This window comes from Pseudomonas sp. LBUM1671 (genome assembly GCF_059695685.1).
Genome location: NZ_CP166782.1, coordinates 1,935,514 through 1,959,865, shown reverse-complemented (window position 1 = coordinate 1,959,865; position 24,352 = coordinate 1,935,514). Strand labels below are relative to the sequence as shown.

Genomic DNA, 24,352 nt, shown 5'->3' with positions numbered 1-24,352 from the left:
GGGTCTCAATACTTAATGCAGGCAAGGAACGCGATGTTTTGCGGGCGTGTTTCCGCGCCCCCGGAATAGCCAACGGTGATGACGTGGCTATGCGCTGCCACTGCGTTCACGCTGATGTTGTGGGCGTGTAAGCCATCGGCGGAGGTCGTCGAATAAGAGCCGGCCACCTGTGTCACGTCATCACCTGAAGCCAAGATTTCGCCACCCGGCATGCTCGGAACTGCTGACCCTTCTTTCACCTGGTGGCTGTGGGAACCCTGAGCATCGCTGGATGCGGTATGGTTGTGCGCGCCCGCTGCGCTGGCGCTTCCCGTGTGGTTGTGGTTACGAACTTCGTCGGCTTGAGAGCTACCCAATACCCGGCCGGCATCGATGCCGCGACCGTCATCCAGAACGCGGATGAACTTGCCGCGTGGGTCCGGCAGGTTGAACGTGTTGACGCCGTCACCGGCGCCGTAAGTGGTGCCGATCTTGGCGAACAACGCGGCGTACACCGTGCGCGACACCGCCGCGCCATTGGCCCGAAACCATCCCGGCGGTGGTGTGGCCATTGCAAACGTGCCGATACGACCCACCTCGGAGTCAGCGATGACCTTGCGCAGAGCGTTGAGCGCCTTGGTGGTCGCCAGAATCTCGCTGCTGTCTGTGCCTGGGTCATCGCTTTTCGCGTTGGGCAGTTCGCCCAGGTCGACGTCGTCTTTGGTCGTCGCCCGGGCGCGCAGGTTTTCGTAGTCACCATTGCGCAACGCAAACTGCTTGACCAGGGCGCCGGTGATCGGCTCACTTTGGCGCAGATCAACGATGTCCTCAGAGACCGATACCTGGGCAAGTTCCACCAGATAATGCGCGGTGCCGTTGCTGTCGACGTAGTCCGTCTTTACGGCGCCGAACACCACCTTCCAAGCCGCGACTGCATCGCTACCCTCACGGGCCAGCGCAACGTCGAGCCAGGCTTTGACGGGGAGCGCCGGCAGTTGCACCTGGACCGGCTCAGCCAGCTCGACGCGGATCCCCTCCACGTAGGCAATGCCCGCTTTCACCTGGTACAGGTCAAAACTGCGTTCCATCTGCAGGCTGTCGGCCAGGTAGCAGACACGACCAAAGACGTCGCGATTGCTCAGGCGCTCGCGCAGATCGATGCCGTTCAGGCGAATCGTGAAGTCGTGCTGCCAGGTACTGGCGTCGACGGTGATGCCCGTCAGTGCCTGGGCACCGTTGAACTCCACCAGGAAGTTGCGGGTGACGTTGTTACCGATCTGCAGCGGCGGAATGTTCTTGCACTTCTGCTGCACCGGCACGGTCGCGACCGCGAGCAACACGCCTTCCGACGCTTCCAAACCGATCCAGTTAAAGTCCCAGTCGCCCACGTCGGAGCCCACCATCAGGCTGTAGATCACCTGATTGGGGCTGACGTAGCCTTTGCGGTCGTAGGCTTTGGTGAAGACGATCTGAGACGCTGGCGGCTTGCCGGCGGCGCGATCAACTGGGGCGTTCGGATCAAGGCCGGGAACAAGCGCCAGAACGAAGCGAGCAACCTCGAGCTTCTCCCCGGCGCCTTGCTTCTGGGCAATAAGACTTTCGCCGGCAAGGGTGATGCTAGCTCCCATGGGTGCTCCTAAACGGGTTGTTCAAAAAGGTGAGCAATGCGAGCTCGTTGATCACGACCAGGCGACTGGCGCTGTCGTCCAGGGTGGCAATTAGGGTTTGTTGGTCGTCGTTGAGATCGGCCACGCCGATGTTCAGCTTCACGGGGGTGATCGTGACGAAGTCATATCGCCGGCACGTGCGGCCGTATTGCTGCATCAGGACGCGCAGCAACACCGGGTTTTCGCTCAGTTGCGTGTCGGACAGGTGCAGCAGGACCACGTCCCAATCGAGGTGCGGCAGGCGCTCCTGGATCTCCACATAACCGACGCCCAGGCGTTCGAAAATGCGGACCATGCCGGCGGTGCTGCCCGCGTCCACGGCATTGATGAAGGCGTACTTCACCCGCCGGCGATACAGCTTTTCGGGCTCACCGTGAAAGCGCTGGATGTCGCGCTGCCAGGCCAGCAGATCGAGCACGCTCAAGTGGCAGGTCTCGGCGTCCATCTGCAGCAACGGCCAGTGCAGCCAGTCTTCGACCTTGATCCACCAGGCTTGCGCGGCCGCTTTCAGCTTGGCCAGCTCCGGCCCGTCAAGCCAAAACGGGAGGCTCAACTTAAGCATTCAACATCACCTCAACCCCGGACAGGCGCGGGATGGTCAGCTTTGAAATGATGTCCGCGTTGTCAAAGTCCAGCGAATCAATGCCTGGGAATTGCTGGTGCAGCTCCTCGCCCAAGCGGCTAAAGGAAAAACGCGATTGGGGGTGAGTCAGCGTCGGCTGGTAGTCGCTGGCGGTGCTCTCACGAAACGCGGCACGGATGTACAGCTCGATGTCAGATTTCAGCGCAGGCCAGCGCTCGGCACCGACTTCTGCCTTGGGCCAGACCGTCAAGCGCACGGTGTGCAGCGTTGCGGGCATCTCCAACACCAGCAGGTCGTCACCGTGGCCATGGTTGCCCTGGTCGCGGATGTAGTGGTTGATCTCAGCCAGGAAGGTATCCGCCGGCGAGTCGGCTTCGAACAGCACAAAAGCATTGGCACTGCCGGGGCCCCGGGGTGCGTTGTGCTCAAAGTAAACGCCGTCGGGCTGCACACCAGGGAACACGGCGATCATCGCGCGATACACGGCATCGGTGTGCCATTGGTTGACCGCTGAGAACTGGTTACGCACGCGCAGGCGCAGCTCGTCGTCAGGCTCAGTGTCGGCGCCGGGTTGGCTCAGCCAGCCGTCAGCGTTCACCACCTGAACAACCCCGGGCACCGGCTCCGGCAAAATGGAAAAGTAACCTGGTGCGAGATTAAAGCCGCTGCCCGCTTGCTTGGCCCGGGCCAACACCCGGATCTGGGATTCGCCATCGGCAAAGCTGGCCGCTGCCACCGTCACCAGCTCGTACACGTTGCCGTTGATCGCGATCGACTGCACGCGAGTGCCGGCCGGAACTTCCAACAACCCAGCCAGCGCACTTCGGGTGAACAGCAGCAACCCTTCGGCCTTGGTCGCAGGCTTGCGGGTGACGTTCACCGCCCAGGCCAGCATGTCCAGCCACGCCTTCTCTGCCGTTTTCACGAAGAAGTTCGGCAACACGGTGCCGGCAATGAAATCGATCAGCCACATGACCGGCTTGGTCACCAGCGCGGTGATCACTCGCCAGAACGGCGACCAGGCACTGGTGTTGCTCAACTTACTGCCCTGGGCGACGACTTCCAGTTCCCAGGCAGCGCGCAACTTGGCCTCGGTTGTCGGAATGCCGGCGTCACTTAACGCCTGTTTGAAATCTACGTCACTCACAGCACTACCTCGACAGATCCGAATTCAACGGTTTTGGCAGTGACCAGGTACCGGCCCTTCCCTTCTTCAAGGATCCGGACGGTGCCAGGTACCAGGCGCACGTCCGCCTCAACCAGTAGTTCCAGTTGCTGAATGCAGTCGGCTTGCCGGAAGCGATCGCGCTCGGCGACTTGAGTCACCAGCAGCCCGCTTTCGCGGATCATGTGACCGATGTCCTGGGCGATGCTGGCCCGGTCGTCCACCAGCAGCGGCTGACTGGAGGGGTCAAGGGTCAGGTCGTTATCGGTGATCAGCAGATCGATATAGAGACTCATCCGCCTACCCCCATCGCGACCATGTTTTCCAGCTCCAGTGGGGTCAGCGGCTTGGCGGTGTGGATGTTCACGTTTTCAACGTGGGTGCCCTTGTTCTGGTTGCTGGTGTTCTGAATGCTGGTCAGCAACCCGCCCGGGGGCACAGCGGACGCTCGCGACGGCGAAAGGCTGGGGATTGCCGCATTGATGGTCTGCTGCGTTTTCTGCGCGGTGCTGGCGGCGTTGGCCGCGTTCACCGCCGCGTCGACACCCGGCACTTCTGGCATGCCGCCAAAACGTGCTTCGATGTTCACGCCCGGGATGCTGTTGATCATCTCGATCAGGCTGTTGATGGCCTTGTAAAAGACACCGACGATGCTGTCCCACGCGCCCTTGGCCATGCTCGACCAGCCGCCCATGGAGCCGAACCAGTCGGACAGCGTTTTGAACTGATCGCTGACCCACTTGAACGCCTCGCTGTTGAGCAGCGCGGCAGTCCATTCGTCCCAGTAGTAGACGGCGGCGATGACCAGGGCGACCAGGGTGGCAATCCCCATCACCACGACGCCGATCGGGTTGGCGGTCAGGGCAAAGTTGACCAGCCAGATCGCGCCCTGCCACAGCAGCATGGCGCCCCGAATGACTGCCAGGCCGGCGCTCAGACCATAGATCACGCCGGTATAGGCCAAGATGGCCAGCTTTTGCAGGACGAAACCTGCAGCGGTGCGCAGGTTGAGCAGCTGCACCACTTTCCACACCGTGACCAACCCAAGCCATGTAGTCCTGGCAATCCCGACCACAAGGGTGAGCAACGACATGCTGGCCACAATGCCCAAAACAGTCAGCGTGGTGATGCCGATCACGCGGGTGATGTTCGGAAAAATCTGCGTCCAGCGGGTAAGGGTTTTCCCAATGCCCACCAGCTTATCCATGAGTGGCGCCAGAATCGGAATCAGCACCTGGCCGAAAGCAATGCGCAGCGCCTCGACGGCAGCGGCGAATTGTTGCCACGGATCGACCATGGCTTTGGCCATGTTCTCGGCGTTCTCCAGGCCTCGGACTTTGCCCAGTTGGTCCATGCCGTTGCGCAGGCGATCAGTGTCCTTGGTCAATGCGGTGATGACGCGGGCGCCCTCCCCGCCGAAGGCTTCGATCAGTTTGGCGCCTGTACTCGCGCTGTTCAGATCGCCAAACTTGCCTTCCAGCTTGCCGAGGATGTCGAGCATCGGTAGCAACTTGCCGTTCTGGTCGACGAACTTCATTCCCAGCTTTTCCGACGCCCCGCCGATGTTCTCGAAAAATGATTTGTAGATGCCGCCAGCGTCCCCACCTTCCATGGTGCTGCTGAGTGAGCCGATTACGGCGAACTGCTCGGCCAGGTCCACACCGGCGGTGGTGGCAATCGAGCCGACTTCCTTGAACGCGTCCTTCAACTGCGCGCCGTCAGTGCGAAACAGCTGCACCGCCAGGGCTGTCTGGCCGCCGAGTTTTTCCACCCACTCGCCCTTGCCCATGGCGTCGGCCTGGCCCTTGAACAGGTTGTACATGGTGCCCACGTAATGCCCCATCGTTTCGGCGTCGGTCCGGGTCGCCTTGGCCATCACGTCCGAAGCATTGGTGAACACTGCCAACTGGTTGCCGGTCAGCCCCTTGATGGCGCCCTCAACGGTGGTCGCCGAGGCGACAAAGTCCCGTGCGCTTTCGCCGTAGGTAACCGAGAACTCCAACGCCTTTTGATTGAGTGCGGACAACGCATCCTCTGCCACGCCCAGCGAGCGAACCTCGCCCAGGGCGCGGTTCATCTCCAGTGCCGGCGCCAAAGATTCGGTAATGGCCACACCGGCACCGACCATGCCACCCAACCCCAGGCCCATCGTCTTGATGTTTTTTTCGCTCTTTTCGGCAAGGTCGGAAAACCCCATTTTCACTTTGCCCAAGGGCGCGGTGACCTTGTCGGTCAGACTCAAGATGAAGGCCAGGCGAGCAGCGCGGTCAGCCATGTGTATTTATCCATTCAGTGCATGAGCGATGCCGTTAGCCACGGCGATTTCCATGCGTCTCCAGTGTTCGTCCTCCAACCACTTGGCCGCGCCCATCACCTCCGGTGTGGGCTCAGCGCCAGGCAGCCAGCGACTGGACAAGGTCATCAGTTGACCGAGTCCGTCTTCACTCAGGCGCTCAGCGTGCTCGAGTGCTTTTTTACGATGATTTCAACGTCCGGCGCGTACTCCTCGAGCAGCGCACCGGAGATCTGCATCGTCATCACTGGGTTGGCCAAAAGCGTGCGCAGCTCGGTGCGCTGATCGGCTGCCACGGTGTTGCTGAGCAGGTTGTGCGATGGCGAGACCTTGTTGTTGGCCGTCATTGCGTTGAAGTACTTGGTCACGTCCTGCGGGGTCATGGAGAAGGTGAATTCTTTGTCGCCGACTTCCAGGGTGATATCGCGTTTCTCGGTCATCTCGTTGTTCCTTTAGATTTAAGGGTGACGGTCAGCGCAGGCAGATCCTGCGCACATGGTCCTGCAGGCCCAGGATCATTTGCCGACTGAGGGCAAGCTGATTTCTGAGGGTGAAATAATCCGATCGAGCGTCTGCTGTGAGTTCGGCGGCGTCTGCATCAGCCACGCGGCCGGCGCCGGTTTGGGCGGGCTTTGCGGTGCTGCAGGTGGCGGCGAGGCGCAGCCGCTGACGGCCATCGTCAACAGCGCGGCGCAGGTCATCGTTTTGATTGAGCGCATGGCCCAGCTCCTGGGTACGTTGAAGATCGATCGCATCGCGGTCGGCCAACATCTCACCGCTGATACGGGCCGCTTCGCGCAGGCCTGTAACCTCTAGCTGCACGCCGTCGCGTTCGCGGCGAGCGGTCTCGAGCTGATCGCGCACCTGGTCATATGCAATCCAGACCAGCAGCCCGGACAGCAGAAGAAAAAGGACGAGGCGCAACGGAGGAATGGTCATTGCGCACACAGGCTCGCTTCCGCCAGGCGCCGCGCATGCAGTCCACGAACGAACTGTTTGCGGCCCTGGGCGTCGGTAACAAAAGCCCACACCGGTGTTTTGCTATCCGGGGCCCAGGCCATCGCCTTGCAACCGTCCGCGATTCGTCCCGCGTTGATCAGGCCGACCGCACGACTGGCGCACGTCGACGGCACGCCGAAGTTGTGCGCGTGGCTGCTCAGCGCGTCGAAGGTGTTCTGCCCCACCTGTTGATTGGTGATGCAGTCGGCCAGCTGCAACTGCCCTTTCTCGATCACCAGCTGCTCCACCTGGTCACAGCGAGCGTCCGACCAGTAGTCACCTATCACGACCGGATAAGGGCTGGTGTGGCGGGTGATGCCCTTGCACACCGTCGGCAGTCCCTGGGCCAACTGGTCGGGGTAGACCACGTTCTGGCCCTCTCCTTCCCATCGGCCTAGAAAAGCGAGCAAGGAAGCGCTGACCAGCGCAATAGCACCGGTGGCGATCTTGGTGCGCAGGTTCATAACTTGCCCTTCCAGTCGCGCAGCATCTGACGGTACTTGGGAACCAGCAGCACGATCTGCAGCACCATGTAGAGCGCGGTCAGCATGTAGGCTACCGCTGACCAGTCGATGGCCCCTGTCACACCGGTAGCGGCCACGCCGATTGCCGGTGACGCCTTGAGGAATACAATGGCGGTGTCCTGGGCGGCCTGATTTGTGCTCATCGGCGAACCTCTTTTTCAAAAATTGACTGGCATGGCACGCAACGCAAGATCCCGCCAAGCGCCTGGCGCGCAGCTGGAATCTCGTTGTCGCAGTCATCGCAATGGGACCGGCTCGGCCCCGATGGCCGCGGTTTGGCGAGCTGGGCAGCGATTGAACGCTCACGCTCCAGCTCCTCGATCGCTTTGGCGTTGTCGAGCCAGTCCCCCATCAGCGCAGCCCCTCGATCTCGGCGGTGGCCAGGTACGGCACACCGTTGATGCGGATGAAGTCCGGACTGGTGACGTCAAACGGCACCTTGTGTTTGGATTTCTCGCCACCTTTCGGATCGATGCTCAACAGGCTCGAGACCTTCAACTTGCAACCGAACGCCTCAATACGCAGTTCCTCATCGCCGGCCTTGGCAAAGAAAATGGAGTCGAATGGCTCGAGCTCGCGAAAGCTGCCAGCCGTTCGAGCGGCTTCAATCAGCAGGTTGAAGTTGCTGGTATCGAACTCCATTTCCCCACTGCCCGACACGTCGCCGTCGACGTGCCCGTTGGGTACACCGCCGCTCTGCGCCACGGCGGTGTTGTCCGTGATATCCAGGGTGCAGCTTTCGACGTGAACCAGCAGATCGCCCAGGTTCACGTCGAAGTTCTTGCCGCCAATACGTGACATAGGGGTTACTCCGAATCGTCGGTGGAAAGGTCGAGGGCGATGTTGGCCGTCAGGTCTTTCGGGCAGTTGAGCGGTCGGAACTTGATGTAAACCTCGACCTTGGTTTTGCTGTGCCACACCAGGACGATGTCGCCGTCCTTGGGTGCCTCGATCTCACCTGGGAACACCTGGCCGGCGAACGTGGCGGACTTGGCCATCTGGCGCAGTGGTTTCATGAACGCGCTGATCGCGGCGGCCATGCTGTTGGGGGTGTTGTTGAGGCGACGGTCACCCACGCGACGGATCAACAGCGGACGCACCTGGCGCGCTGCCTTGTCGGCCAGACGCAGGTACTCGATCACCTGGAAGTCGCTCGCCGGCGCATCGAGCATGTTGCCGTCGCCCCAAAACACGCCCGGGTAATCCGGGTAGGTTTGCGTCACGGAGAAACGTGCTTTGTCCAACTCGGCACGGGTCGCCGATGGCAGCGGTACGCCTTCGACGTCAGCGGGCACAGGACCCAAGCCCAGCACCGCACCAGACGCCACGCGCATTGGGCTGTCGGCAACGCTCACGGCGGCGTTGGCCAGGCGGCCGGCCAGCACACCCAGGTCATTGCCATGCAACTGGGGAACGACCAGGACACGCGGCGCGGCCAGGCCGGTGGTGATTGCACGTTGTTCGACCAGGTATTGATCCCAGGTCTGCAGCACGGTGATGCCGGCACTCGCCGCCATGACGAAGGCTCGACGGCCATAGGTGTTGTTCAGCGCGATGGCCGCGTCATGCATGGCCGACAGTTGGGCCGCTGTAGTCACCGGTTTGGTGATCAGCACCGCCTCAACCGAATAGCCTTGCTGCTGGGCGTTTTCCAACGCTTCAGGCCAATCACCCTCGGCCGCGATGGGAGCGGCCAGACATGCCCAGCGATCGCCGCCGTTGAGTCGAGCGGCAGTGATCTGGGTTTTCAGGTCACTGGCCGGTATGCCCAGCGCGCTGTCCAGGTCACTGTCGTTGTTCAGAGGGATCAGTTGGCCGATGCTCTTCGCGCCGGTGCCGATGAAAAGGAAATAGCGCTCGATCTCAGTCACGGCGCCTTGGCCCAAATTGAGATTGTTTACGCTGACTTTGCCGAGTGCCATGCAGTGCCTCGCTAGCGGGGAGAATTAAGGATTTGTTGGAGCACCTGGTTCAGCAGCAAGGCGGTGTCTCGCTCGGTGCTGACGCCGATGAACTGGCGTTTGGGCAAGGTGATTTCCCAGCTCTGCGCGCCGCTGCTTTCGGTTTTTTCGTCATCCAAGATGCGGATCAGCAGCCCCGCTTTGGCGTAGTTCACGTGTTCTTGAATCCACGCTACGGAGGGGCGTGTAAGACTCTTTTTGCCTTGCTGGCGAACCTTGAAGCCCAGCCGACGCAGATGCTTGGCCTGCTTTTCGGTGGCGGCCAGGCCAACGGGAACCGTGTTCCATTTGCGCATTTGCGCGGCGGTGCGGCGCTCGCTGGCGCCGTTGTGTTGCTGAGCAGCGACCCAACTGGTCAGCGCGTTACGCCAACCCAGTTCGGCTTCGTCGGCACTCACGCGGGTGACTTGCATCAGCTTGGCCAGGCCGGCTTCCATCTTCTTTTTGCCTTTGCCAGAACCCTTGCGCCCCTCGAACGGCGAGCCGTCCAGGTTCTGCTGATCACGCACACGCTTACGGCTCATCGTCCGCACGCGCTTGGTGACGTTGTTCAGCAGGCGACGGCGCAGCTGTGGCGGGAGACTGAGTAACGCCAGTTGCTCGCGCACACCCAGATAGCCCCGGGCATCGAGCTCGAAAGTGCTACGCCCCACGACTGCCTACCTCACCGTGTTCGGCAATCCACAGGTCAAATGGAACAAACGCCCAGGTCTTACCGAAGGCCTCGATCTCGCCGGCGGGATCCTCGGCCAGGTATTGCGGCTCGTTAAACTCCAGGGTGATGTCGACGTCGGCCAGGTCGTTGTCGAGCATGGTGATGTCAAACTTCGCCGCCGGCAGGTCGTCGCGGTCCTGGTCGTTGCCCTCGAGCCAGCTGCCCACCAACGCCATCAAGCGCCCCGGGTGATCAGCGAATCGCTCGAGCGCGATCGTGGCGCTGTAACGCATGTCACCCATGCGCAGGCCGTCGAGGTCAGGTTTCCAGATCAGCTCCAGGTTCACCTGGTCGGTCCAGCTGTCGAGCTGTTCCGGCAGCACCAGGCGTCGCTCGATCAGGTAGGTGGTCAAGGCGCGCAGTTTGATCACAACAGCACCGCCGTAATGCGGCCACGGCCCTGCAGTGAGCGGACCGCCTGTTGGCTGAACTCCAGAAAGGTTTCGCCGCGCTCGGGCAGTTCTTTGCCGGTGTTTTCGGCACTTTCACGGCGGGTGACCGTAGCGAACTGGGTCAGCAGCCTGGCTTTGGCGCGGCAGTACACGGCGCGTTTGTACGTCGCTGCGTGAAATGTGCGCTCGGGCAGCACCGTGGTGTCCGCAGATTCCACGGTGGTGACGCCGACGTTCTGCCATTGGCTTTTGCGCTTGGCCAGATCGCGATTGACCTCGGTCATTGCCGTGGTCAGTTCAGCGGCCAGCATGTCTACCAGGTACTCCGCCGGCAGGCGGTAACCCTTCTGAAACTCGACCACGGAGAGGTCCGGCCAAAAGCCGTCGTTCTCGATCGCCTGTTCCACAAAGGTCGTGGGTTTCCCGGAAAAGCTCATTGCTGGGCACTCGAATAGGGGCGGGAAAACTGTTTCAGTGGGTCAGGCCATAAATGGTTGGCTCACATCCACAGTTTCTCGCCGGGGGGGTAGTCGGTTATTCGGCGGCTGTTACAGCCAGTTGTTTGGCCAAGGCCTTGCGAGCGCCTTCCAGGCGGGTGCCTACACCGACACCGGCGTGCAACTCAGTGGCGCGCTCAAAGTGAGTGATGGCCTTGGTCCACTCCTTGGCATCCAGGGCACGGATGCCCAGCAACTTGTGGTACTTGGCCGGGATCTGTTCGGTGAGCTGCCATTCATCATCGACACGCGGCAGCAGGTCGGACACATACGGCTCAGGGCTGCGACCGGCTTTTTGCTCGGCCTCGGCCCACTCGATCACCGCATCCGCGACAAAGGTCTGCACGTTGCGTTTGAACCGCTCGGGCATCGGCTGGCCCTGCTCCATGGCGAAGTTCGCCAGGTCCAGGCCCGCTTCGAACTGCTCGGTGTCGAACAGCCACACCAGGACCTGCATCACCACCGGGTTCGGGAAACTCAATCCGGAATCGCGATAGCGCTGCACGTAGTCCAGGTACTTGGGCACGAGCTCGTCACGCTTGAGCTGTTGGCGCAATCCGAGGTTATCGATCGCGCTCAGTCGCTCGAGGTCCTGCGCCAATGCGTCTTCCATCAGCTTCAGGTGTTTTTTGGCGTTGGCTGGGCTGGCCAGCGCGGTGGCAGCGGAATACACCACCACTGCGGCACTGGCATCGGCAGTGGCTGGACCTTCGGCCTGAATGCGGCGCTTATGCGCCAATGCCAGGCTCATCAGATCAGCTCCACGTTTTCAGCGGCGGCGAATTTCTCCAACTGCTCGATCACGTAGCCTTCGTTGCGGCCGTTGTAATCCTCGACGCGGGAGCGCTTCGGGTTCTCGATCAGGTGACGACGCCAGCTGCTGTCCTGGAAGTAGATCGACAGGTTGTCCCAACTGGTGACGACCACGGCGTTAACCGGGAAGTGCGGCACGGTGAAAGTCGGCAGACCGCCATAGGTCGCGATGACCTGGGCGCTTTCAATGCGTTCTTTCTCGGTGGGTTTGCCAGCCTGGTTCGAATACAGCTTGGCCTTGTCACTGGCCAACAGATCACTGCCGACGATGGCGATCAGGTCGCCGCCGTCACGGAATACGGAGTCGATCATCTGCTTGGTGTCATGCACCAGGGCGTCGAGGTTTTCGTAATCGCCGCCGGCGCCGAGGGTGATTTTCCCGGCCGTTTTGCCTTCGTGCAGCACCTGCTCAGGAATCTGCTCACGGGCCAATTGCAGCCAACCCTTGTTCACGTCCTGCAGCATCGGGCTGGTGGCCAGATTGGTCTGAATGGCAGCGGTCAAACCGTGCCAGCCGATCATGATGCGATCCAGGGCGATCTGTTTCTGCACGGCCGCCGAGTAGCGATCGGCGAAGTCCGGGAACTTCGCCCAGCTGTCGATCTTGGCGAACGGCAGGCCGACATCCGACTCAGTGTGAAACAGTTCGTAGCCCAGGCCGTTCAGATCGGAAACGTCTTTGGCTTCGCGGTCGGTGGTCTTGGTGTTGGTGCGGCTGGTCACGGGACCATTCACGCCGAACATGACCTTTTCGCCTTTGATCTCGGTCACCGGCACTACGTTAATGCGTTCGAGGAAATCCGCACGCTCGGTGATCTTGTCGTTCAGTTCCTGCGCAATGCTCGGCTCGACATTGAACTGGCGAGAGACGTCGACACTGTAGGTCTCGGCGATCGCTTCACGCAGCGCGGCGTATTGCTTCAGAGCACGATTGCTCAAAGATTGCTGGCTCATGTCACAGCACCCGCTTTTTAGTGTCGGTGGAACCGGTGGTTTTCGGCAGCGGCAGACCGGTGGTGGTGTTGAAGGCTTTTTCCAGCAGCGCTTCGATGCGATCGAGACGCTTGCTATCGCTGCCTTGCTTGGCGAATTCACGATCCGCTTCGGCTTGGGTCACGATCGCGTCAACGGCTGTTTCAACGTCATCGACTTCGGCAACAACCGGGTCAACGACTTCAACAGTCACGGGCTCGATCACGGCGGCGAGGCCGGTGACGACAAGGCCGAGTTGTTCGATCAAGGCCTTCAACGCCTTGGCTGTAGCTTCATCCATTGGGGGTTTGCTCTCGGTGGGAGTGGTCGTTTCGGTGGCCGTGTCGTCAACAGCGAAGCGCTTGAACAGGCGGGTCAGCAGGCTGTTCAACTTGCCGATTTCGCCCTTGGGTTCCTCATCACCCAACACGCCGAGAGGAACAGAGGCGGCGTAATGCACGGGCTCGCCGGTCTTGCGGGAAAAGTAGAGTTCCTGGGTACCCAGGCTGGCCGGCGAATCGGTCACGGCAAGGCCGGACAAGTAGGCTTTGCCGCTGCTTGCGAAGTTCGGGGTGATTTCGATACTGGTGAACAGCTTTTCGCCCTGGTCGTTGAGGCACAGCAGCTTGTCGTTGGGCTTGAGCTGCGCTTCCAATGCGACTTGACCCGGTTCCAGGCCTTCGGCGTCTTCAATGAGACGCACCGCAAAGACAGTTCCGTGGGAACCGAACCAGCGATCGTGCTCACACCAGATCACGGCCGTGTACTTGGCAGGGTTGTAGGTCTCAGCGATATCGCGCAGTTCCTGGGGAAGGATTTCACGACCGTCAGCGGTGGTGCCGCTGGTGGCGACACGTTTCCAGAACGAAACAAGGGAACGGGGCATGGGCGATAACTGCGCTCAATCGGTGATTTGAGCCGCCACGATAAGCACCGGCCGACCACCAAACAAACGGTCCACTTTTGCGCAGGTCCTATTTTGCAGATATAGGACGAACACGGATTTTAACCCCGCGTTTCCAGCGTTTTCGCCGCATAGACTGCTCCCATGCAATACGCCCCCGAACTAAAAGAAGCCGCCAAACGCCTTTATTTGCGCCGCTGCAAGCCGCGTGAAATTCAGGCGCAATTGTCCCTGCCCAACATCCGGATCATTTACTACTGGATCCGCCAGGGTGAGTGGGACGACATGCTGTCGGATGAAGAACCGCTGACCGCCGTCGGACGCCGGATCACCCTCCTCCTGGATAAAGCCACGTCGCTAACCAAAGGCGACCTGGACGAACTCGATCGACTGACGACCATTCGCGATCGGCTGTTGAAGCAATCCGTAAAACCAGTACCGGCGCCGATCGGTGATCCCCCGGCGGACGATGGCCAGCGCCGTGAAGGGCAACGCAGCGAGCGCCGAGAGCGAGGCGATCGCCACGACAAGGGCGGGAAAAAGCGTGAGAAGAAGGCTAAAAATGAAGTTGGCGAACTGACCGAAGTCGACTTTCTCGACAAGTTCATCAGCAAAATGTACGGCTATCAAAAGGAGCTGTTTGCTGCCAAACAGAATCCGCTGACGAGTCGGATCCGCAACATCCTCAAAAGCCGCCAGGTGGGCCTGACTTACTACTTCGCCGGCGAAGCGTTCATGGACGCCGTGTTGACCGGCGACAACCAGATTTTCCTGTCGGCCAGCCGCGCCCAGTCCGAGATTTTCCGTAGCTATATCGTGTCGTTCGCCCAAGAGTGGTTCGGCCTGGAGCTGACCGGCAACCCGATCGTCTTGAGCAAAGACGGCAAGCCATGGGCCGAGCTGCGCTTTCTCAGCACCAACAGCAGCACCGCCCAGGGTCACCATGGCCACGTCTACGTTGACGAATACTTCTGGATCCGCGACTTCGAAAAACTGAACACCGTCGCCAGTGCCATGGCCACGCACAAGAAGTGGCGCAAGACCTACTTTTCAACGCCCAGCGCCGTGTCGCACCAGGCCTATCCGTTCTGGACCGGAGAGAAATTCCGCAACAGCAAACGCAAGAACGCCAAGGATCCGTGGCCCAGTGAGGCACAAGCGGCAGCGGGTTCGCTGTGTCCGGACGGGCAATGGCGCAAGGTCATTACGATCCTCGACGCCATCACCGGCGGCTGTGATCTGTTCGACCTCGAGCAGCTGCAGCTGGAGTACGACGAGGACAAATTTCAGCAGCTGTTCATGTGCAAGTTCATCGACAGCACACAAAGCGCTTTTTCCCTGGCAGACCTGGAACGCTGCTACTCCGACCAGTCGTTGTGGACCGACTACGAACCCGACGACCCGCGTCCGTTTGGCAACAGCCCTGTCTGGATCGGCTACGACCCGAGCCGCACCCGCGACGACGCCAGTTGCGTGGTCATCGCCCCACCGCTCGAAACCGGCGGCAAGTTCCGGATTCTGGAAAAGCACAGTTGGCGGGGGCAGTCGTTCAAGTACCAGGCCGAGCAGGTCAAGAAACTCACCGAGCGCTTCAACGTGCAGCACATCGGCATCGACACCACCGGCATCGGTTACGGCGTGTTCGACCTGGTGCGCGACTTCTACCCGCGTGCGACTTCAATCCACTACAGCTTGGAGACCAAAAACACCCTGGTGCTCAAGGCGCAGGACACGATCCAAGGCAGCCGCATCGAGTGGGACGCCGGCTGGAACGATATCGCTCAGGCCTTCCTGACGATCAAGCGCGGTACCACCGGAGGTGGTCAAGTGACCTACAGCGCATCGCGCACCGACGCCTCCGGCCACGCCGACATTGCCTGGGCGATCATGCACGCCCTCGCCCATGAACCCCTTAACACCAACAAACAGCGGCGCAGCCGCTACACCTTTAGCGGATCAAGCACCCATGGGCAAACCAGCAAAAAATCAGCAGCAACCACCGGCAACCGCTCCGATGCGAGCCTTTTCATTCGGTGCGCCGGAACAGGTACTGAGCGAGAACATCGGGCATTACCTGGGCGTGTTCGCCACACACGACGGGCGAACTTACACGCCGCCAGTGTCACGCCAAGGCCTAGCCAAACTGCTGCGCGCCAACGCGCATCACGGCGCCATTCCGGGCTTCAAACGCAATCTGTTGCTGCGTGAGTTCGTATCGTCCAAAGGCTGCTCGATCAAAACTATGAGCTGTGCAGCGCTGGATTTTATGGTGTTCGGCGAGGCGTATTTCCGCCGCAACCGCAATGCCTTCGGCCAGGTGCTCGAGATGGATCACCTACCGGCGATCAATATGCGGGTGAAGGTCGGCGGCGGGTTTGTGATGCTGCAGAAAGACGGCAAAGAACTGGAGTTCAGCGAAGACGAGGTTGAGCACGTCATGAACTATGACGTGGAACAAAACATCTACGGCGTGCCCGAGTACCTGGGCGGGATGCAGGCACTGCTACTCAATGAAGCCGCTACCCTCTTTCGCCGGCGCTACTACAGCAACGGCGCACACGCAGGCTACATCTTCTACACCAACGACCCGAACCTGACCGAGGAAGACGAAGTATCGCTGCGCGATCAGATCAGTGCGAGCAAGGGTGTGGGTAACTTTCGATCGCTGTTCGTGAACATCCCGGGCGGTACCGAGAAGGCGATTCAAATCATTCCGGTGGGTGACTTCCAGGCCAAGGACGAACTGGAAAAGGTCAAGAACATCACGCGTAATGACGTGATCGCTGCCTGGCGGATGAACCCCGCATTAGCCGGCATCATTCCGGAAAACAACGCAGGCTTTGGCGATATCGAAAAGATCGATCGCGTGTACACCAGCAATGAAATTCGCCCGATCTGCCAGTTGTTCAATCAGCTCAACGACTCATTGAGACCAGATCGGTGGATTGGCTGGCGGGAGGCTCCAGCAGTTGAGGAGTCCCCTTGATATTAGGGACAGGAAATGAGTAAAGCACTACTTGCTGTGGCAAAATAGTGCCTTATATGGAACCTTGGGGAAGGGGCGTTATGCGGGTGTATTGCAAAGAGTGTGGCAGTAAAGGACGAATCGCTTCGCGAGATGATCTTTCGAAAGAGTTTGCCAAGCTTTACTGCCAATGTGGTGACGCGGCGTGCGGTCATACGTGGGTCGCTAACCTCACTTTTTCTCACACCTTGAGCCCTTCTGCCCAATCGTGTGATCGCCTGGTGTTTGATCGACTTCGCGACCTTACCCGCGCCCAACAACGCGAGCTATTCGATCAGCTGGGTACTCAACTCGCCCTATAGTTTTTTAACTTAATCTCAAATTCGTTGAAATTTTTTATAACATCAGCACTCATTTCTAAAAAGCCATTTCTAGCGCGCTCAGACAACTGAAGCTCTGAGGCTGACGCACCCATCAAAAATATGAACTTATTTCCGAGACTATGCGCCTCATCGATCAGCTCTGTTTTTTTTGGTCCGGCGTCCATCATTGTAAAACTTCCTGTTTGGCGGGTCTCGATGGGCCGAAGTTTAGTTAGTGGCTTTTTGAATCGTCAAGCGCTTTTTTTAATCCTTGTAAAACTTTCAAGATAGGTCATTTTATTTTTATGGGGGCCGCCGGCACACGAAAATTCGTGACTCGCCCCGTGCCTGTTAGGGCTAGGGGTGTATGCGGTTGTGCCATTGCGGTTTCAAGAGAGCCAGTACAAAAGTACAAACTCCAACTTTAGAACTTTTTCAAACACCCATTACCTTCAGAAGCATTTAACACAAAAACGTTAAAGCGCTAATACACTAAAACCGTAAGACTCCATAACGCTAAGTATAATGATATTGCACAAAACTAGGCACACTGCAAATCCTGAAGAACCGAATAGCACCTACTGTAATGTATTAACAATCCGACCTTTCAGCATTGACTCATCGGACTTCTAAAAAAGGGCGCCTACAAGGCGCCCTTTACGTTCAGGATATGGGAGTGTTAACGGCTAAGTGTTTTGCACCTCAACACACCAAACCATCAATTTTGATCACGCCGTAGCGTCGGCGGCCATCAGCGGTTTCGAAAGCTGCAACGACCTGCCCGCCAGGCAGCGGGATTTGCACCAGGCCATTGCCGGTTTCGTGTTGAAGCAATCGAGTCGCCTCTACTAAATGGAAGTCAGTCGGCAGTTCCAGTTGCTGGCGAGCCTTTTGCTCTTGGTCGTCCGAAACGGCAATGAATTGTCTGTCGATCAGCATAGGGATACATCCTGTGATTCCGAAGGTTTGGCAAGCAACTGCGCGATTACGGCGGCATCGCGATCAGATAATTCACCCAAGGCTTGCGCCATGTCTGCCAAGTTTTCTAGGCGCTCTCGGGCTTCGGGTGTCTTGTGGACCAGGTAACCAATCAGCGCCGCGCCGATCACGGCGACGGCCAACATTGGACGCGTTGTGTTAATGGTGCCGCGGCGTTGCTCTGGCTGTGTGATAGCCTTGTGGCTGCTGCTGCTCGGGTGCTGTGCTTGCATGGTGTTGCTCCTCTTGTAGTGGTTGGTGTCGGGGAGGTGCGAACTCCTCGACACCGTCTCTCTCACGCTTGCCGCAATCGGCTCGCCGTGAATACCGGGCGCTGTTCACAGCGCACTTCAAACAACCCCAAGTCATCACCGTCAACGTCCTGCATGTGCACGACGGTGATAAACGTCGGGGCGTCTTCTGGGTGATCCCTCCAATGTGCGGCGGCCGCCAGTTCGGCTAGGTCTTCGGCTGTGCGCTGCGCCACGTAATCGGACGGCAGCGGCAACTGGCCGGGCAAAGTGTTCGCGCGGTAGCGAAGAATCATTGCAACTTTCCCCCTCAGGCCTGGCGCACCAGGTGCACCACGAAATCAGATGGGATACCCGAGTGAATGCCCCGCGCTTTCAATTCCATAACGGCTTGGATCTGGAACCGGGTGCAGTCGTCTGCCAGAAATTGCTTGTTACCGGCCATGGCCTGATCGGCAATTCGAGTGATGAAGAACGGGGTTGTGCAGTGTTCGCCGACGATGATTGGCGCCTCGATCCCCTGGCCTTTCAATTCGGCTTGGATGGCTCGCAATCGGGTGGTTTTGCCGGTGCGCTGCTCACCGGTGATGACTTGTACCTGCATGGTGTTGCTCCCTTTTCTACTGGTTGAATCGGGCTCCCGGCCCAAAAAATACCGCGTGTGCCCGGGTGTACCCCGGAACATCCAGAACGACTAAAAGTTGAAGATGGCGAACCCGCTGTTTACGGGGCTTTCAGGGTGATTACTGCTATCGACCCAGAGCCGGAACATCGCAGAACGGGATTTTTTCGAAATCTGTTGTAGGCCCTGATCTACAAGGGCTGGCGAGGTGTTCCGGCAAATGGCCTTGGCGGAACACTTGCGGAACAGGGATCGGAAAGATGTTCCGGTGTGATCCAGCGTGTTCCGGTCTTGATTGATGGGGGTATGTTGTTTATCTATATGTTTTTTATAGATATTTTCCTTATAGATATTCATGTTCCAGATATTCCGGCCATCGAGTGGCCACACTCGCATTCCTTCAAAAACACTGGTTTGCCCCCCTACACGCCTTTTTATCCACAGGACCTTCATCAGGATTTACTCCCCTTCCGGAACAGCCAGCAGTTGAGCGAGCGCTTCTCAATGACCGAGCGAACTTTTCGAGTCTCGACAAAGGTGTGTGAGGTGCTGAGCGGCAGTGCACGGTGCAGCTGTGTCGCGTGAATGACTTCTTGGCCCGCGAGGCGACAGGCGTTGTGGAAGTGCTCGATGTTGATAGCAATCAGGTCTTTGTCAGCGCTGTGATTGAGCGTTTCCTGAATGACTTCACGATCGCCAGCTTCGTCGCTGATCGAAACCACTCTTTCATTGAGGTAGTGATAGATCTGCCAGAAGCGTCCGGCCGTTGGGTTCTCGGTACTGACGCGTTGTTGCCGATCGATGGCGCGGCGCTCAATGTGCTTGATGACCTGTTCCAAAGCGTCGTCACCCCAGTCGGGAAACAATCCCTGAGTGGCTTTCGCGGCAGCCATCATCTGCGCATGACAGAGAACAATCCGTTGGTGCTGAATCACCGGGTTGGCCTGCAGACGTTGCTCATACATTGGGAACGCATCGAAATAGCGCTGCAGCCAGGCAGATTCCTGCCCGAGGCAGTGCCCCAGGTAACCCGACAGCTGTTCGACAGGAAATCCGTTCAAGCGGGTGGCGAGCGCCTTCAACGCTGGGGTGTGGTGTGCCCGGGTTGCATGAAGGTGGCCGATCCGGGTCAGGATCGCTTCTGAGCCCTCAACACTGGCGTTTTGCGAAATGCACAACGCGGCCAGGAAGATCAAACTGTCGGTGTCATTGCTCGAGGACTTCACCCCCACCGTGCGGAGCGTGGCGTTGTGGTCAAACAGCGGTTTCCACTTTTCCCAGTTGTACTGGCTGATAACGGTGCGGCCCTGGGCGTCAACGCTCTGGCTGTCGGACTCGATCAATACCACCGGAAAGTTGCTGACCTGGGACAGCGCACGGGTCAGGCCAATGGCACTGGCGCCGTCGCTGTTGGGTTTGATACCTTCATAGTTGGAGCGCCCGAGCAAGCGCCACAGGAAGCGCAGCAAGCTGGATTTGCCGGCACCAGCGTCCCCCGTCAGCTCCAGAAATAACCAGGACTCTTGTTTGCTGCGGATCTGCTGGACGAACAACGTCGCGGTCCACCACGACAACACGGCGAGCCCGTTCAAGTGATGCACTGCAAAGAAGTCAGAAAACCAACTCGAATCGAAATCAGAACCACGGACGATGGCCAGGCTATTGAGCGAGGTTTTTAGGCCCGCTTTCCCAATCTCCAGGTAGCCGTGATTGTTGGCCATGTACTCACGCCCCTTGTGATACCCAAACTTCTGATAGCAGTAGGTCTTACTGGCTGCATCGTAGCCGACGAAGGGCAGCGATCGGACGGTCAGTGCGTTATCCAGCCACTTGCTGCGCAGCATGGCCAAGACCTTTTCCCCGCCTTCGAAGTTGCCGCCTGGGGTGCGTTCCAGCAGCGATTTGGCGAAGCTCCGCGGATCACCGATAGAGTTCGGTGCCAACGGTTCCTTGCAGTTTTGCGCCGCGTTGGGGAAGTTGAATTGGAAGAAAAACTGCTGGTCACCGCTGATCGCATCACGCTGGATGTATTCGAACTGCGGCACGCAGTTGGCCACCTGCTTGATGTCGCAGTATTTGTAGAAAAGCTGCTCGCGAGGGACCGCCTCTTCATCTTCCCGTGGCTTGTTCAGGTCTGAGTTCACCTTGGCGGAGTACAGCCGTTCGCCGAAGTCCAGCAGGAAGAAGTTGAGCGGTTTTTTCTTGTGCAGCAGATAAGCCTTTTTTGCAGGACTCTCGGCAACAAAGATGCGCCCCTGGTAATTGGCCTCCTGCATAAATTGATCATTCAACTGACCGTCGCGATACACGTCGTCCCAATCGCGATCGTTGCCGGCAAGGGCTACCCATGCCAGTTCATCACGGGCAAGCAACTGGCTGCGGTACTTCGGAATAACTGAGTGGCCGGCCGCGTCATCGTCCAAGGCGATGATCCAGCGCACCTTCAGACCTTTGTATGCCTCGATGATGTCCCAGGGAAAGTTGTTGGCTGAGATAGACGCAACGGCCTTGTAGCCAGCCAGAAACAAAGCGATCGCATGGAAGATACCCTCAACGACATAGACGGTATCCCCTTGCTCGATCGACATGCCTGGCGGAACCCAAGCACCTCCCTTGTAGGACATCTTGTACTTGATGCCAGCTTTGTCCCCGCCATTGGCCGTGACCATCGTCGCGTCAATGATTCGTTCCCAATAGCCGTCGCAGAGCGGGAAACGGACTGTGTCCGCCCACTGGTCATCCTTCATTTTGCGTCGGCTTTGCTCGTACCAGCCTTTCATCTTGCTGATATCGAAACCGCGATTACGCTGTAGGTAAGCGTCGGCTGTAGCATTCGGATTTGTCTCGGTACGCGGAAACCGTTCACTGAGGTTTTCGAACAGATGGCTGTAGCGTTCACGGGTCTTTTCTTCGAACTGGCACTGATTCAGGCGGTTGCACTTGAGTTGGTAGGGCTGCTTGCGAGCAATGTAGAGCGTGCGTTCGCTACAACTTGGGCAGACTCCCTTTTGGAAGTAGGTACTGCCAATGTCCTTAAAATCCAGCTCGTGGTCATGTTCCAACGCGGCGACCACTTCCAGGCGATAGATGTCTTCGAATTGCATTCCCTGGCCCCTTACTGCTCGCCAGTCTTGCTCTTACTTTTCCCACCCCGAACACGCTCGGCCTGTTCCGTCGCCTCCATAGCCAGGTAGACCATGTTGATGAAGACCGTGCCTTTCTTTTGGCCAGGCTCTTTCTCCCTGACCAGAATCATTCCTTGGTCTATTTTGTGACGCACAGAGCGCTCCGAGAGCCCAGCACGACGCGCAAACTCATCTGGGGTCACGTATGGCGTGTCGATTACAACCTGCATTTGGTATTCTCCGTGGGTATATATTCTGAAAAAGTTCCAGATATGGAACTATCTTGGTTCCACAAATGGAACTTGTCAAGGGAGACATCGTGGAAATTCCAGCGAAGCTGAAGGCGATCAGGGCGAAGGAAGCGCTCACTCAAAATGAGTTCTGCGAGGTGATGGAAATCAGCATCAGCAGCTACAAAAAATACGAGGCAGGCATTGCTGAAATGGGCGCCCCACCCATTTTCAAGATCGTCAACCACCCGCGTTTCAAGAAATACACGCTTTGGTTAATGACCGGCGACGTAGCTCCAGAATGCGGCCAGATCAGCCCTCTCTAACCTCTGACAAGGATTGTCCTGTGAGCCTTTTTTCCATCCGACTTGTGTGCGGCTTATGTCATTAAAAAAGCTTGAGTCTGGTGAATGGCTCGTGGACTGTCGGCCGGATGGCCGCGCAGGCGCACGTGTTAGGAAAAAATTTCGAACCAAAAACGAAGCGATGGTTTACGAACGTCGCTTGATGGGAGACGGTGCCAAAGGCGAGTTTGAAAAGAAGCCAAAACAGGACGAACGCCGCCTTTCAGACCTCGTTTCTCTATGGTTCAGGCTCCACGGCTGCCACCTCAAGAGAGGTGAAAAATGCCTAGCTTTCCTTGAGCGCATGGTCAAAAACCTGGGCGATCCTCGGGCTACCGACTTCACCGCGAGTAGCTTTACCCAATACCGATCAGATCGGCTCGCCGGTAAATGGGGCCGCGCAAAAGTAGACGAGGCTGGTAAACGGAACGGATCCACGACGCCGATCACAGCGAACACGGCAAACCACGAACTGAGCTACTTGCGTGCTGTGTTCAATGAACTGGAGCGCTTGGGGGAGTGGTCAGGTGAAAACCCGTTATCCAAGGTCCGGGCCTTGAAGTTCGATCAAAGCGAGATGGCCTATCTGTCCAGCGATCAAATATCGCTGTTGCTGACACGACTTGACGAAGACGATTCAGACGTTAGCGCCATCGCACGCGTCTGCCTTTCAACTGGCGCACGGTGGGCAGAAGCGGCAAATCTGGAGCCAGGGCAAGTGAGGGACGGTCGCATTCACTTCACTCGAACGAAGTCAGCCAAAAACCGCACGGTTCCAATCTCGCCGGCGCTGGAGAAATTGCTTACAGAATCTATGCCGTTCAAGTCTTCCTACCGGGAAACCTGGTACACCTTTTCCGATGTCGTTAACGAATTAGACCTTGGCTTACCAAAGGGCCAGGTCACGCATGTCCTGCGTCATACCTTCGCCAGTCACTACATGATGAACGGCGGTGACATCCTCACATTGCAGCGGGTGCTTGGACATTCAACACTGGAAATGACTATCCGTTATGCCCACTTCAGCCCCGGTCACCTTGCGGAGGTAGTCAATTTGAACCCTCTCGCTGGCGGCCGTGGACACTTTGTGGACACCACACAAAGAAAAGCTGTACTTGCCCAACCCCAAGAAATTAACCAAGCCCTTTAAATTAAAGGGCTTCAGCCTATCAAAAACAAAAGGAACACAAGATGAGCGACCTGATTTCCTACCACCTCGAAGACGGTATCGCGACCCTGACCTTGAGCAATGGCAAGGTCAATGCCATCTCCCCGGACGTGATTGCTGCGTTTAATGCTGCGCTGGATCAGGCGGTGACTGATCGTGCGGTAGTGATCATTACCGGTACGCCGGGAATTCTGTCCGGCGGTTATGACTTGAAGGTGATGACCTCCGGCCCTAAAGAAGCGGTGGCGCTGGTGACGGCCGGTTCGACGCTGGCCCGTCGTCTGTTGTCGCACCCGTTTCCGGTGATCGTCGCGTGCCCTGGGCATGCGGTGGCCAAGGGCGCTTTCCTGCTGTTGTCGGCGGATTACCGCATCGGTGTCGACGGTCCGTTCAGCATTGGCCTGAACGAAGTGCAGATCGGCATGACCATGCACCACGCCGGTATCGAGATCGCACGTGATCGTCTGCGCAAGTCGGCGTTCCACCGCTCCGTCATCAACGGTGAGATGTTTAATCCACAGAGCGCAGTAGATGCCGGTTTCCTCGACCTGGTGGTGTCGGCCGAAGAGCTGCAAGGTGCAGCGCTGGCTGCGGCGCGTCAGTTGAAGAAGATCAACATGACCGCGCACAAAAACACCAAGCTGAAAGTGCGCAAGGCGCTGCTCGATACGCTGGACAACGCGATCATCCTGGATCAGGAACACATGGGCTGAGCCCAGACACGCTGCACCGAAAAGCCCGATCGTCGTGTCGGGCTTTTTCGTACGTGCGCTGTTGAAAATCCCACAACCGCTCTAGGACGCGTCTGACCCACAAGTCGGAAACATGCGCACAAACATCGCC

The 24,352-nt window shown here is 58.4% G+C and carries 33 protein-coding genes; 6 read left to right on the top strand and 27 right to left on the bottom strand.

Translation table 11 applies throughout. The features are described from left to right. Window positions 1–5 precede the first annotated feature (5 nt). The 19 genes from ACA060_RS08990 to ACA060_RS08900 all read right to left on the bottom strand — a co-directional run bounded on the left by ACA060_RS08990 (window position 6) and on the right by ACA060_RS08900 (window position 13,446). A complete protein-coding gene (locus tag ACA060_RS08990) occupies window positions 6–1,607 on the bottom strand; it encodes a phage tail-collar fiber domain-containing protein (protein ID WP_497316703.1) in 1,602 nt (533 codons plus the stop codon). Then, window positions 1,597–2,208 carry a phage tail protein gene (locus ACA060_RS08985; RefSeq protein ID WP_497316701.1) on the bottom strand — a complete coding sequence of 204 codons (612 nt, stop codon included), beginning with the start codon at window positions 2,206–2,208 and terminating at the stop codon, window positions 1,597–1,599. Before ACA060_RS08985 ends, ACA060_RS08990 begins: the two co-directional genes overlap by 11 nt. After that, the gene (locus tag ACA060_RS08980; protein ID WP_497316699.1) at window positions 2,201–3,376 is read right to left on the bottom strand and encodes a baseplate J/gp47 family protein; all 1,176 of its coding nucleotides are present in this window, start codon (window positions 3,374–3,376) and stop codon (window positions 2,201–2,203) included. Before ACA060_RS08980 ends, ACA060_RS08985 begins: the two co-directional genes overlap by 8 nt. Continuing rightward, window positions 3,373–3,690: a DUF2590 family protein gene (locus ACA060_RS08975; RefSeq protein WP_419711598.1), complete on the bottom strand. Its 318-nt coding sequence runs from the start codon at window positions 3,688–3,690 to the stop codon at window positions 3,373–3,375. The genes ACA060_RS08980 and ACA060_RS08975 overlap by 4 nt, the downstream gene beginning before the upstream one ends. Then, complete coding sequence (locus ACA060_RS08970; RefSeq protein ID WP_497316698.1) at window positions 3,687–5,669, bottom strand: phage tail tape measure protein; 1,983 nt, start codon at window positions 5,667–5,669, stop codon at window positions 3,687–3,689. Before ACA060_RS08970 ends, ACA060_RS08975 begins: the two co-directional genes overlap by 4 nt. A 6-nt stretch (window positions 5,670–5,675) precedes the next feature. Beyond that, complete coding sequence (locus ACA060_RS08965) at window positions 5,676–5,816, bottom strand: DUF6890 family protein (RefSeq protein ID WP_185045103.1); 141 nt, start codon at window positions 5,814–5,816, stop codon at window positions 5,676–5,678. A 23-nt stretch (window positions 5,817–5,839) separates the two neighbouring features. Then, the gene (locus tag ACA060_RS08960; protein ID WP_497316696.1) at window positions 5,840–6,127 is read right to left on the bottom strand and encodes a putative phage tail assembly chaperone; all 288 of its coding nucleotides are present in this window, start codon (window positions 6,125–6,127) and stop codon (window positions 5,840–5,842) included. A 31-nt stretch (window positions 6,128–6,158) separates the two neighbouring features. Beyond that, on the bottom strand, window positions 6,159–6,626 hold the full coding sequence (locus ACA060_RS08955) for a lysis system i-spanin subunit Rz (RefSeq protein ID WP_497316694.1): 468 nt from the start codon (window positions 6,624–6,626) through the stop codon (window positions 6,159–6,161). Then, window positions 6,623–7,150: a lysozyme gene (locus ACA060_RS08950; RefSeq protein WP_497316692.1), complete on the bottom strand. Its 528-nt coding sequence runs from the start codon at window positions 7,148–7,150 to the stop codon at window positions 6,623–6,625. The genes ACA060_RS08955 and ACA060_RS08950 overlap by 4 nt, the downstream gene beginning before the upstream one ends. Further along, window positions 7,147–7,353, bottom strand: a complete 207-nt coding sequence (locus ACA060_RS08945) for a hypothetical protein (RefSeq protein ID WP_123434210.1) — start codon at window positions 7,351–7,353, stop codon at window positions 7,147–7,149. Before ACA060_RS08945 ends, ACA060_RS08950 begins: the two co-directional genes overlap by 4 nt. Beyond that, window positions 7,350–7,562, bottom strand: coding sequence for a TraR/DksA C4-type zinc finger protein (locus ACA060_RS08940; protein ID WP_497316690.1), 213 nt, complete (start codon window positions 7,560–7,562; stop codon window positions 7,350–7,352). Before ACA060_RS08940 ends, ACA060_RS08945 begins: the two co-directional genes overlap by 4 nt. After that, window positions 7,562–8,011 (bottom strand): phage protein, encoded by a 450-nt coding sequence (locus tag ACA060_RS08935; protein WP_497316688.1) that lies wholly within the window; start codon window positions 8,009–8,011, stop codon window positions 7,562–7,564. The genes ACA060_RS08940 and ACA060_RS08935 overlap by 1 nt, the downstream gene beginning before the upstream one ends. A 5-nt stretch (window positions 8,012–8,016) precedes the next feature. Further along, on the bottom strand, window positions 8,017–9,132 hold the full coding sequence (locus ACA060_RS08930) for a DUF2586 domain-containing protein (RefSeq protein ID WP_497316686.1): 1,116 nt from the start codon (window positions 9,130–9,132) through the stop codon (window positions 8,017–8,019). Between the two features lie 11 nt (window positions 9,133–9,143). Beyond that, entirely contained in the window at window positions 9,144–9,824 is a 681-nt protein-coding gene (locus ACA060_RS08925) for a virion morphogenesis protein (protein ID WP_497316684.1), read from the bottom strand. After that, a complete protein-coding gene (locus ACA060_RS08920) occupies window positions 9,814–10,257 on the bottom strand; it encodes a phage tail protein (RefSeq protein ID WP_497316682.1) in 444 nt (147 codons plus the stop codon). The genes ACA060_RS08925 and ACA060_RS08920 overlap by 11 nt, the downstream gene beginning before the upstream one ends. Continuing rightward, the gene (locus ACA060_RS08915; RefSeq protein WP_497316680.1) at window positions 10,254–10,715 is read right to left on the bottom strand and encodes a head completion/stabilization protein; all 462 of its coding nucleotides are present in this window, start codon (window positions 10,713–10,715) and stop codon (window positions 10,254–10,256) included. Before ACA060_RS08915 ends, ACA060_RS08920 begins: the two co-directional genes overlap by 4 nt. Before the next feature lie 97 nt (window positions 10,716–10,812). After that, the gene (gpM, locus tag ACA060_RS08910) at window positions 10,813–11,526 is read right to left on the bottom strand and encodes a phage terminase small subunit (protein WP_497316678.1); all 714 of its coding nucleotides are present in this window, start codon (window positions 11,524–11,526) and stop codon (window positions 10,813–10,815) included. Then, complete coding sequence (locus ACA060_RS08905; protein WP_221106935.1) at window positions 11,526–12,542, bottom strand: phage major capsid protein, P2 family; 1,017 nt, start codon at window positions 12,540–12,542, stop codon at window positions 11,526–11,528. The genes gpM and ACA060_RS08905 overlap by 1 nt, the downstream gene beginning before the upstream one ends. A 1-nt stretch (window position 12,543) precedes the next feature. Continuing rightward, on the bottom strand, window positions 12,544–13,446 hold the full coding sequence (locus ACA060_RS08900) for a GPO family capsid scaffolding protein (RefSeq protein ID WP_497316676.1): 903 nt from the start codon (window positions 13,444–13,446) through the stop codon (window positions 12,544–12,546). Window positions 13,447–13,608: 162 nt separating this feature from the next. Between ACA060_RS08900 and ACA060_RS08895 the strand changes: the two genes are divergently transcribed. The 3 genes from ACA060_RS08895 (at window position 13,609) to ACA060_RS08885 (ending at window position 16,791) form a co-directional block, all read left to right on the top strand. Next, window positions 13,609–15,672, top strand: a complete 2,064-nt coding sequence (locus tag ACA060_RS08895) for a terminase large subunit domain-containing protein (protein WP_497316675.1) — start codon at window positions 13,609–13,611, stop codon at window positions 15,670–15,672. After that, a complete protein-coding gene (locus tag ACA060_RS08890; protein WP_497316673.1) occupies window positions 15,584–16,450 on the top strand; it encodes a phage portal protein in 867 nt (288 codons plus the stop codon). The genes ACA060_RS08895 and ACA060_RS08890 overlap by 89 nt, the downstream gene beginning before the upstream one ends. Before the next feature lie 80 nt (window positions 16,451–16,530). After that, entirely contained in the window at window positions 16,531–16,791 is a 261-nt protein-coding gene (locus ACA060_RS08885) for an ogr/Delta-like zinc finger family protein (protein ID WP_221106938.1), read from the top strand. Here ACA060_RS08885 and ACA060_RS08880 read toward each other — a convergent pair. The 8 genes from ACA060_RS08880 to ACA060_RS08845 form a co-directional block, all read right to left on the bottom strand. Next, entirely contained in the window at window positions 16,776–16,979 is a 204-nt protein-coding gene (locus ACA060_RS08880; protein WP_497316671.1) for a hypothetical protein, read from the bottom strand. The two genes, ACA060_RS08885 and ACA060_RS08880, sit on opposite strands and share 16 nt — an antisense overlap. Before the next feature lie 514 nt (window positions 16,980–17,493). Continuing rightward, window positions 17,494–17,730 (bottom strand): hypothetical protein, encoded by a 237-nt coding sequence (locus ACA060_RS08875; protein ID WP_497316669.1) that lies wholly within the window; start codon window positions 17,728–17,730, stop codon window positions 17,494–17,496. Next, window positions 17,724–18,002, bottom strand: coding sequence for a hypothetical protein (locus tag ACA060_RS08870; protein ID WP_497316667.1), 279 nt, complete (start codon window positions 18,000–18,002; stop codon window positions 17,724–17,726). The genes ACA060_RS08875 and ACA060_RS08870 overlap by 7 nt, the downstream gene beginning before the upstream one ends. 62 nt (window positions 18,003–18,064) lie before the next feature. Further along, on the bottom strand, window positions 18,065–18,316 hold the full coding sequence (locus tag ACA060_RS08865) for a hypothetical protein (RefSeq protein ID WP_497316665.1): 252 nt from the start codon (window positions 18,314–18,316) through the stop codon (window positions 18,065–18,067). Between the two features lie 14 nt (window positions 18,317–18,330). Beyond that, window positions 18,331–18,624, bottom strand: a complete 294-nt coding sequence (locus ACA060_RS08860) for a hypothetical protein (RefSeq protein WP_497316663.1) — start codon at window positions 18,622–18,624, stop codon at window positions 18,331–18,333. 90 nt (window positions 18,625–18,714) lie between these two features. Next, window positions 18,715–19,095 carry a hypothetical protein gene (locus ACA060_RS08855; protein WP_497316661.1) on the bottom strand — a complete coding sequence of 127 codons (381 nt, stop codon included), beginning with the start codon at window positions 19,093–19,095 and terminating at the stop codon, window positions 18,715–18,717. Beyond that, window positions 19,095–21,746 (bottom strand): toprim domain-containing protein, encoded by a 2,652-nt coding sequence (locus ACA060_RS08850; RefSeq protein WP_497316659.1) that lies wholly within the window; start codon window positions 21,744–21,746, stop codon window positions 19,095–19,097. The genes ACA060_RS08855 and ACA060_RS08850 overlap by 1 nt, the downstream gene beginning before the upstream one ends. A gap of 11 nt (window positions 21,747–21,757) precedes the next feature. Further along, window positions 21,758–21,997, bottom strand: coding sequence for a hypothetical protein (locus ACA060_RS08845; protein ID WP_221106955.1), 240 nt, complete (start codon window positions 21,995–21,997; stop codon window positions 21,758–21,760). Between the two features lie 65 nt (window positions 21,998–22,062). On the opposite strand from ACA060_RS08845, the gene ACA060_RS08840 reads away from it, so the two are divergent. Genes ACA060_RS08840 through ACA060_RS08830 form a run of 3 tightly spaced genes read left to right on the top strand, consistent with a single transcriptional unit; the run spans window position 22,063 to window position 24,222 of the window. After that, a complete protein-coding gene (locus tag ACA060_RS08840) occupies window positions 22,063–22,323 on the top strand; it encodes a helix-turn-helix domain-containing protein (RefSeq protein ID WP_245006776.1) in 261 nt (86 codons plus the stop codon). A gap of 55 nt (window positions 22,324–22,378) precedes the next feature. Further along, a complete protein-coding gene (locus ACA060_RS08835; protein WP_497316657.1) occupies window positions 22,379–23,491 on the top strand; it encodes a phage integrase in 1,113 nt (370 codons plus the stop codon). 41 nt (window positions 23,492–23,532) lie between these two features. After that, window positions 23,533–24,222: a crotonase/enoyl-CoA hydratase family protein gene (locus tag ACA060_RS08830; protein ID WP_497316655.1), complete on the top strand. Its 690-nt coding sequence runs from the start codon at window positions 23,533–23,535 to the stop codon at window positions 24,220–24,222. Window positions 24,223–24,352 lie beyond the last annotated feature (130 nt).

Bases quoted from the DNA above. Each gene is read 5' to 3' on its own strand.
- ACA060_RS08990 (WP_497316703.1), bottom strand. From the start codon at position 1,607: ATGGGAGCTAGCATCACCCTTGCCGGCGAAAGTCTTATTGCCCAGAAG.
- ACA060_RS08985 (WP_497316701.1), bottom strand. From the start codon at position 2,208: ATGCTTAAGTTGAGCCTCCCGTTTTGGCTTGACGGGCCGGAGCTGGCC.
- ACA060_RS08975 (WP_419711598.1), bottom strand. From the start codon at position 3,690: ATGAGTCTCTATATCGATCTGCTGATCACCGATAACGACCTGACCCTT.
- ACA060_RS08970 (WP_497316698.1), bottom strand. From the start codon at position 5,669: ATGGCTGACCGCGCTGCTCGCCTGGCCTTCATCTTGAGTCTGACCGAC.
- ACA060_RS08965 (WP_185045103.1), bottom strand. From the start codon at position 5,816: ATGACCTTGTCCAGTCGCTGGCTGCCTGGCGCTGAGCCCACACCGGAG.
- ACA060_RS08960 (WP_497316696.1), bottom strand. From the start codon at position 6,127: ATGACCGAGAAACGCGATATCACCCTGGAAGTCGGCGACAAAGAATTC.
- ACA060_RS08955 (WP_497316694.1), bottom strand. From the start codon at position 6,626: ATGACCATTCCTCCGTTGCGCCTCGTCCTTTTTCTTCTGCTGTCCGGG.
- ACA060_RS08950 (WP_497316692.1), bottom strand. From the start codon at position 7,150: ATGAACCTGCGCACCAAGATCGCCACCGGTGCTATTGCGCTGGTCAGC.
- ACA060_RS08945 (WP_123434210.1), bottom strand. From the start codon at position 7,353: ATGAGCACAAATCAGGCCGCCCAGGACACCGCCATTGTATTCCTCAAG.
- ACA060_RS08940 (WP_497316690.1), bottom strand. From the start codon at position 7,562: ATGGGGGACTGGCTCGACAACGCCAAAGCGATCGAGGAGCTGGAGCGT.
- ACA060_RS08935 (WP_497316688.1), bottom strand. From the start codon at position 8,011: ATGTCACGTATTGGCGGCAAGAACTTCGACGTGAACCTGGGCGATCTG.
- ACA060_RS08930 (WP_497316686.1), bottom strand. From the start codon at position 9,132: ATGGCACTCGGCAAAGTCAGCGTAAACAATCTCAATTTGGGCCAAGGC.
- ACA060_RS08915 (WP_497316680.1), bottom strand. From the start codon at position 10,715: ATGAGCTTTTCCGGGAAACCCACGACCTTTGTGGAACAGGCGATCGAG.
- gpM (WP_497316678.1), bottom strand. From the start codon at position 11,526: ATGAGCCTGGCATTGGCGCATAAGCGCCGCATTCAGGCCGAAGGTCCA.
- ACA060_RS08905 (WP_221106935.1), bottom strand. From the start codon at position 12,542: ATGAGCCAGCAATCTTTGAGCAATCGTGCTCTGAAGCAATACGCCGCG.
- ACA060_RS08900 (WP_497316676.1), bottom strand. From the start codon at position 13,446: ATGCCCCGTTCCCTTGTTTCGTTCTGGAAACGTGTCGCCACCAGCGGC.
- ACA060_RS08895 (WP_497316675.1), top strand. From the start codon at position 13,609: ATGCAATACGCCCCCGAACTAAAAGAAGCCGCCAAACGCCTTTATTTG.
- ACA060_RS08885 (WP_221106938.1), top strand. From the start codon at position 16,531: ATGCGGGTGTATTGCAAAGAGTGTGGCAGTAAAGGACGAATCGCTTCG.
- ACA060_RS08880 (WP_497316671.1), bottom strand. From the start codon at position 16,979: ATGATGGACGCCGGACCAAAAAAAACAGAGCTGATCGATGAGGCGCAT.
- ACA060_RS08875 (WP_497316669.1), bottom strand. From the start codon at position 17,730: ATGCTGATCGACAGACAATTCATTGCCGTTTCGGACGACCAAGAGCAA.
- ACA060_RS08870 (WP_497316667.1), bottom strand. From the start codon at position 18,002: ATGCAAGCACAGCACCCGAGCAGCAGCAGCCACAAGGCTATCACACAG.
- ACA060_RS08865 (WP_497316665.1), bottom strand. From the start codon at position 18,316: ATGATTCTTCGCTACCGCGCGAACACTTTGCCCGGCCAGTTGCCGCTG.
- ACA060_RS08860 (WP_497316663.1), bottom strand. From the start codon at position 18,624: ATGCAGGTACAAGTCATCACCGGTGAGCAGCGCACCGGCAAAACCACC.
- ACA060_RS08855 (WP_497316661.1), bottom strand. From the start codon at position 19,095: ATGAAGGTCCTGTGGATAAAAAGGCGTGTAGGGGGGCAAACCAGTGTT.
- ACA060_RS08850 (WP_497316659.1), bottom strand. From the start codon at position 21,746: ATGCAATTCGAAGACATCTATCGCCTGGAAGTGGTCGCCGCGTTGGAA.
- ACA060_RS08845 (WP_221106955.1), bottom strand. From the start codon at position 21,997: ATGCAGGTTGTAATCGACACGCCATACGTGACCCCAGATGAGTTTGCG.
- ACA060_RS08840 (WP_245006776.1), top strand. From the start codon at position 22,063: ATGGAACTTGTCAAGGGAGACATCGTGGAAATTCCAGCGAAGCTGAAG.
- ACA060_RS08835 (WP_497316657.1), top strand. From the start codon at position 22,379: ATGTCATTAAAAAAGCTTGAGTCTGGTGAATGGCTCGTGGACTGTCGG.
- ACA060_RS08830 (WP_497316655.1), top strand. From the start codon at position 23,533: ATGAGCGACCTGATTTCCTACCACCTCGAAGACGGTATCGCGACCCTG.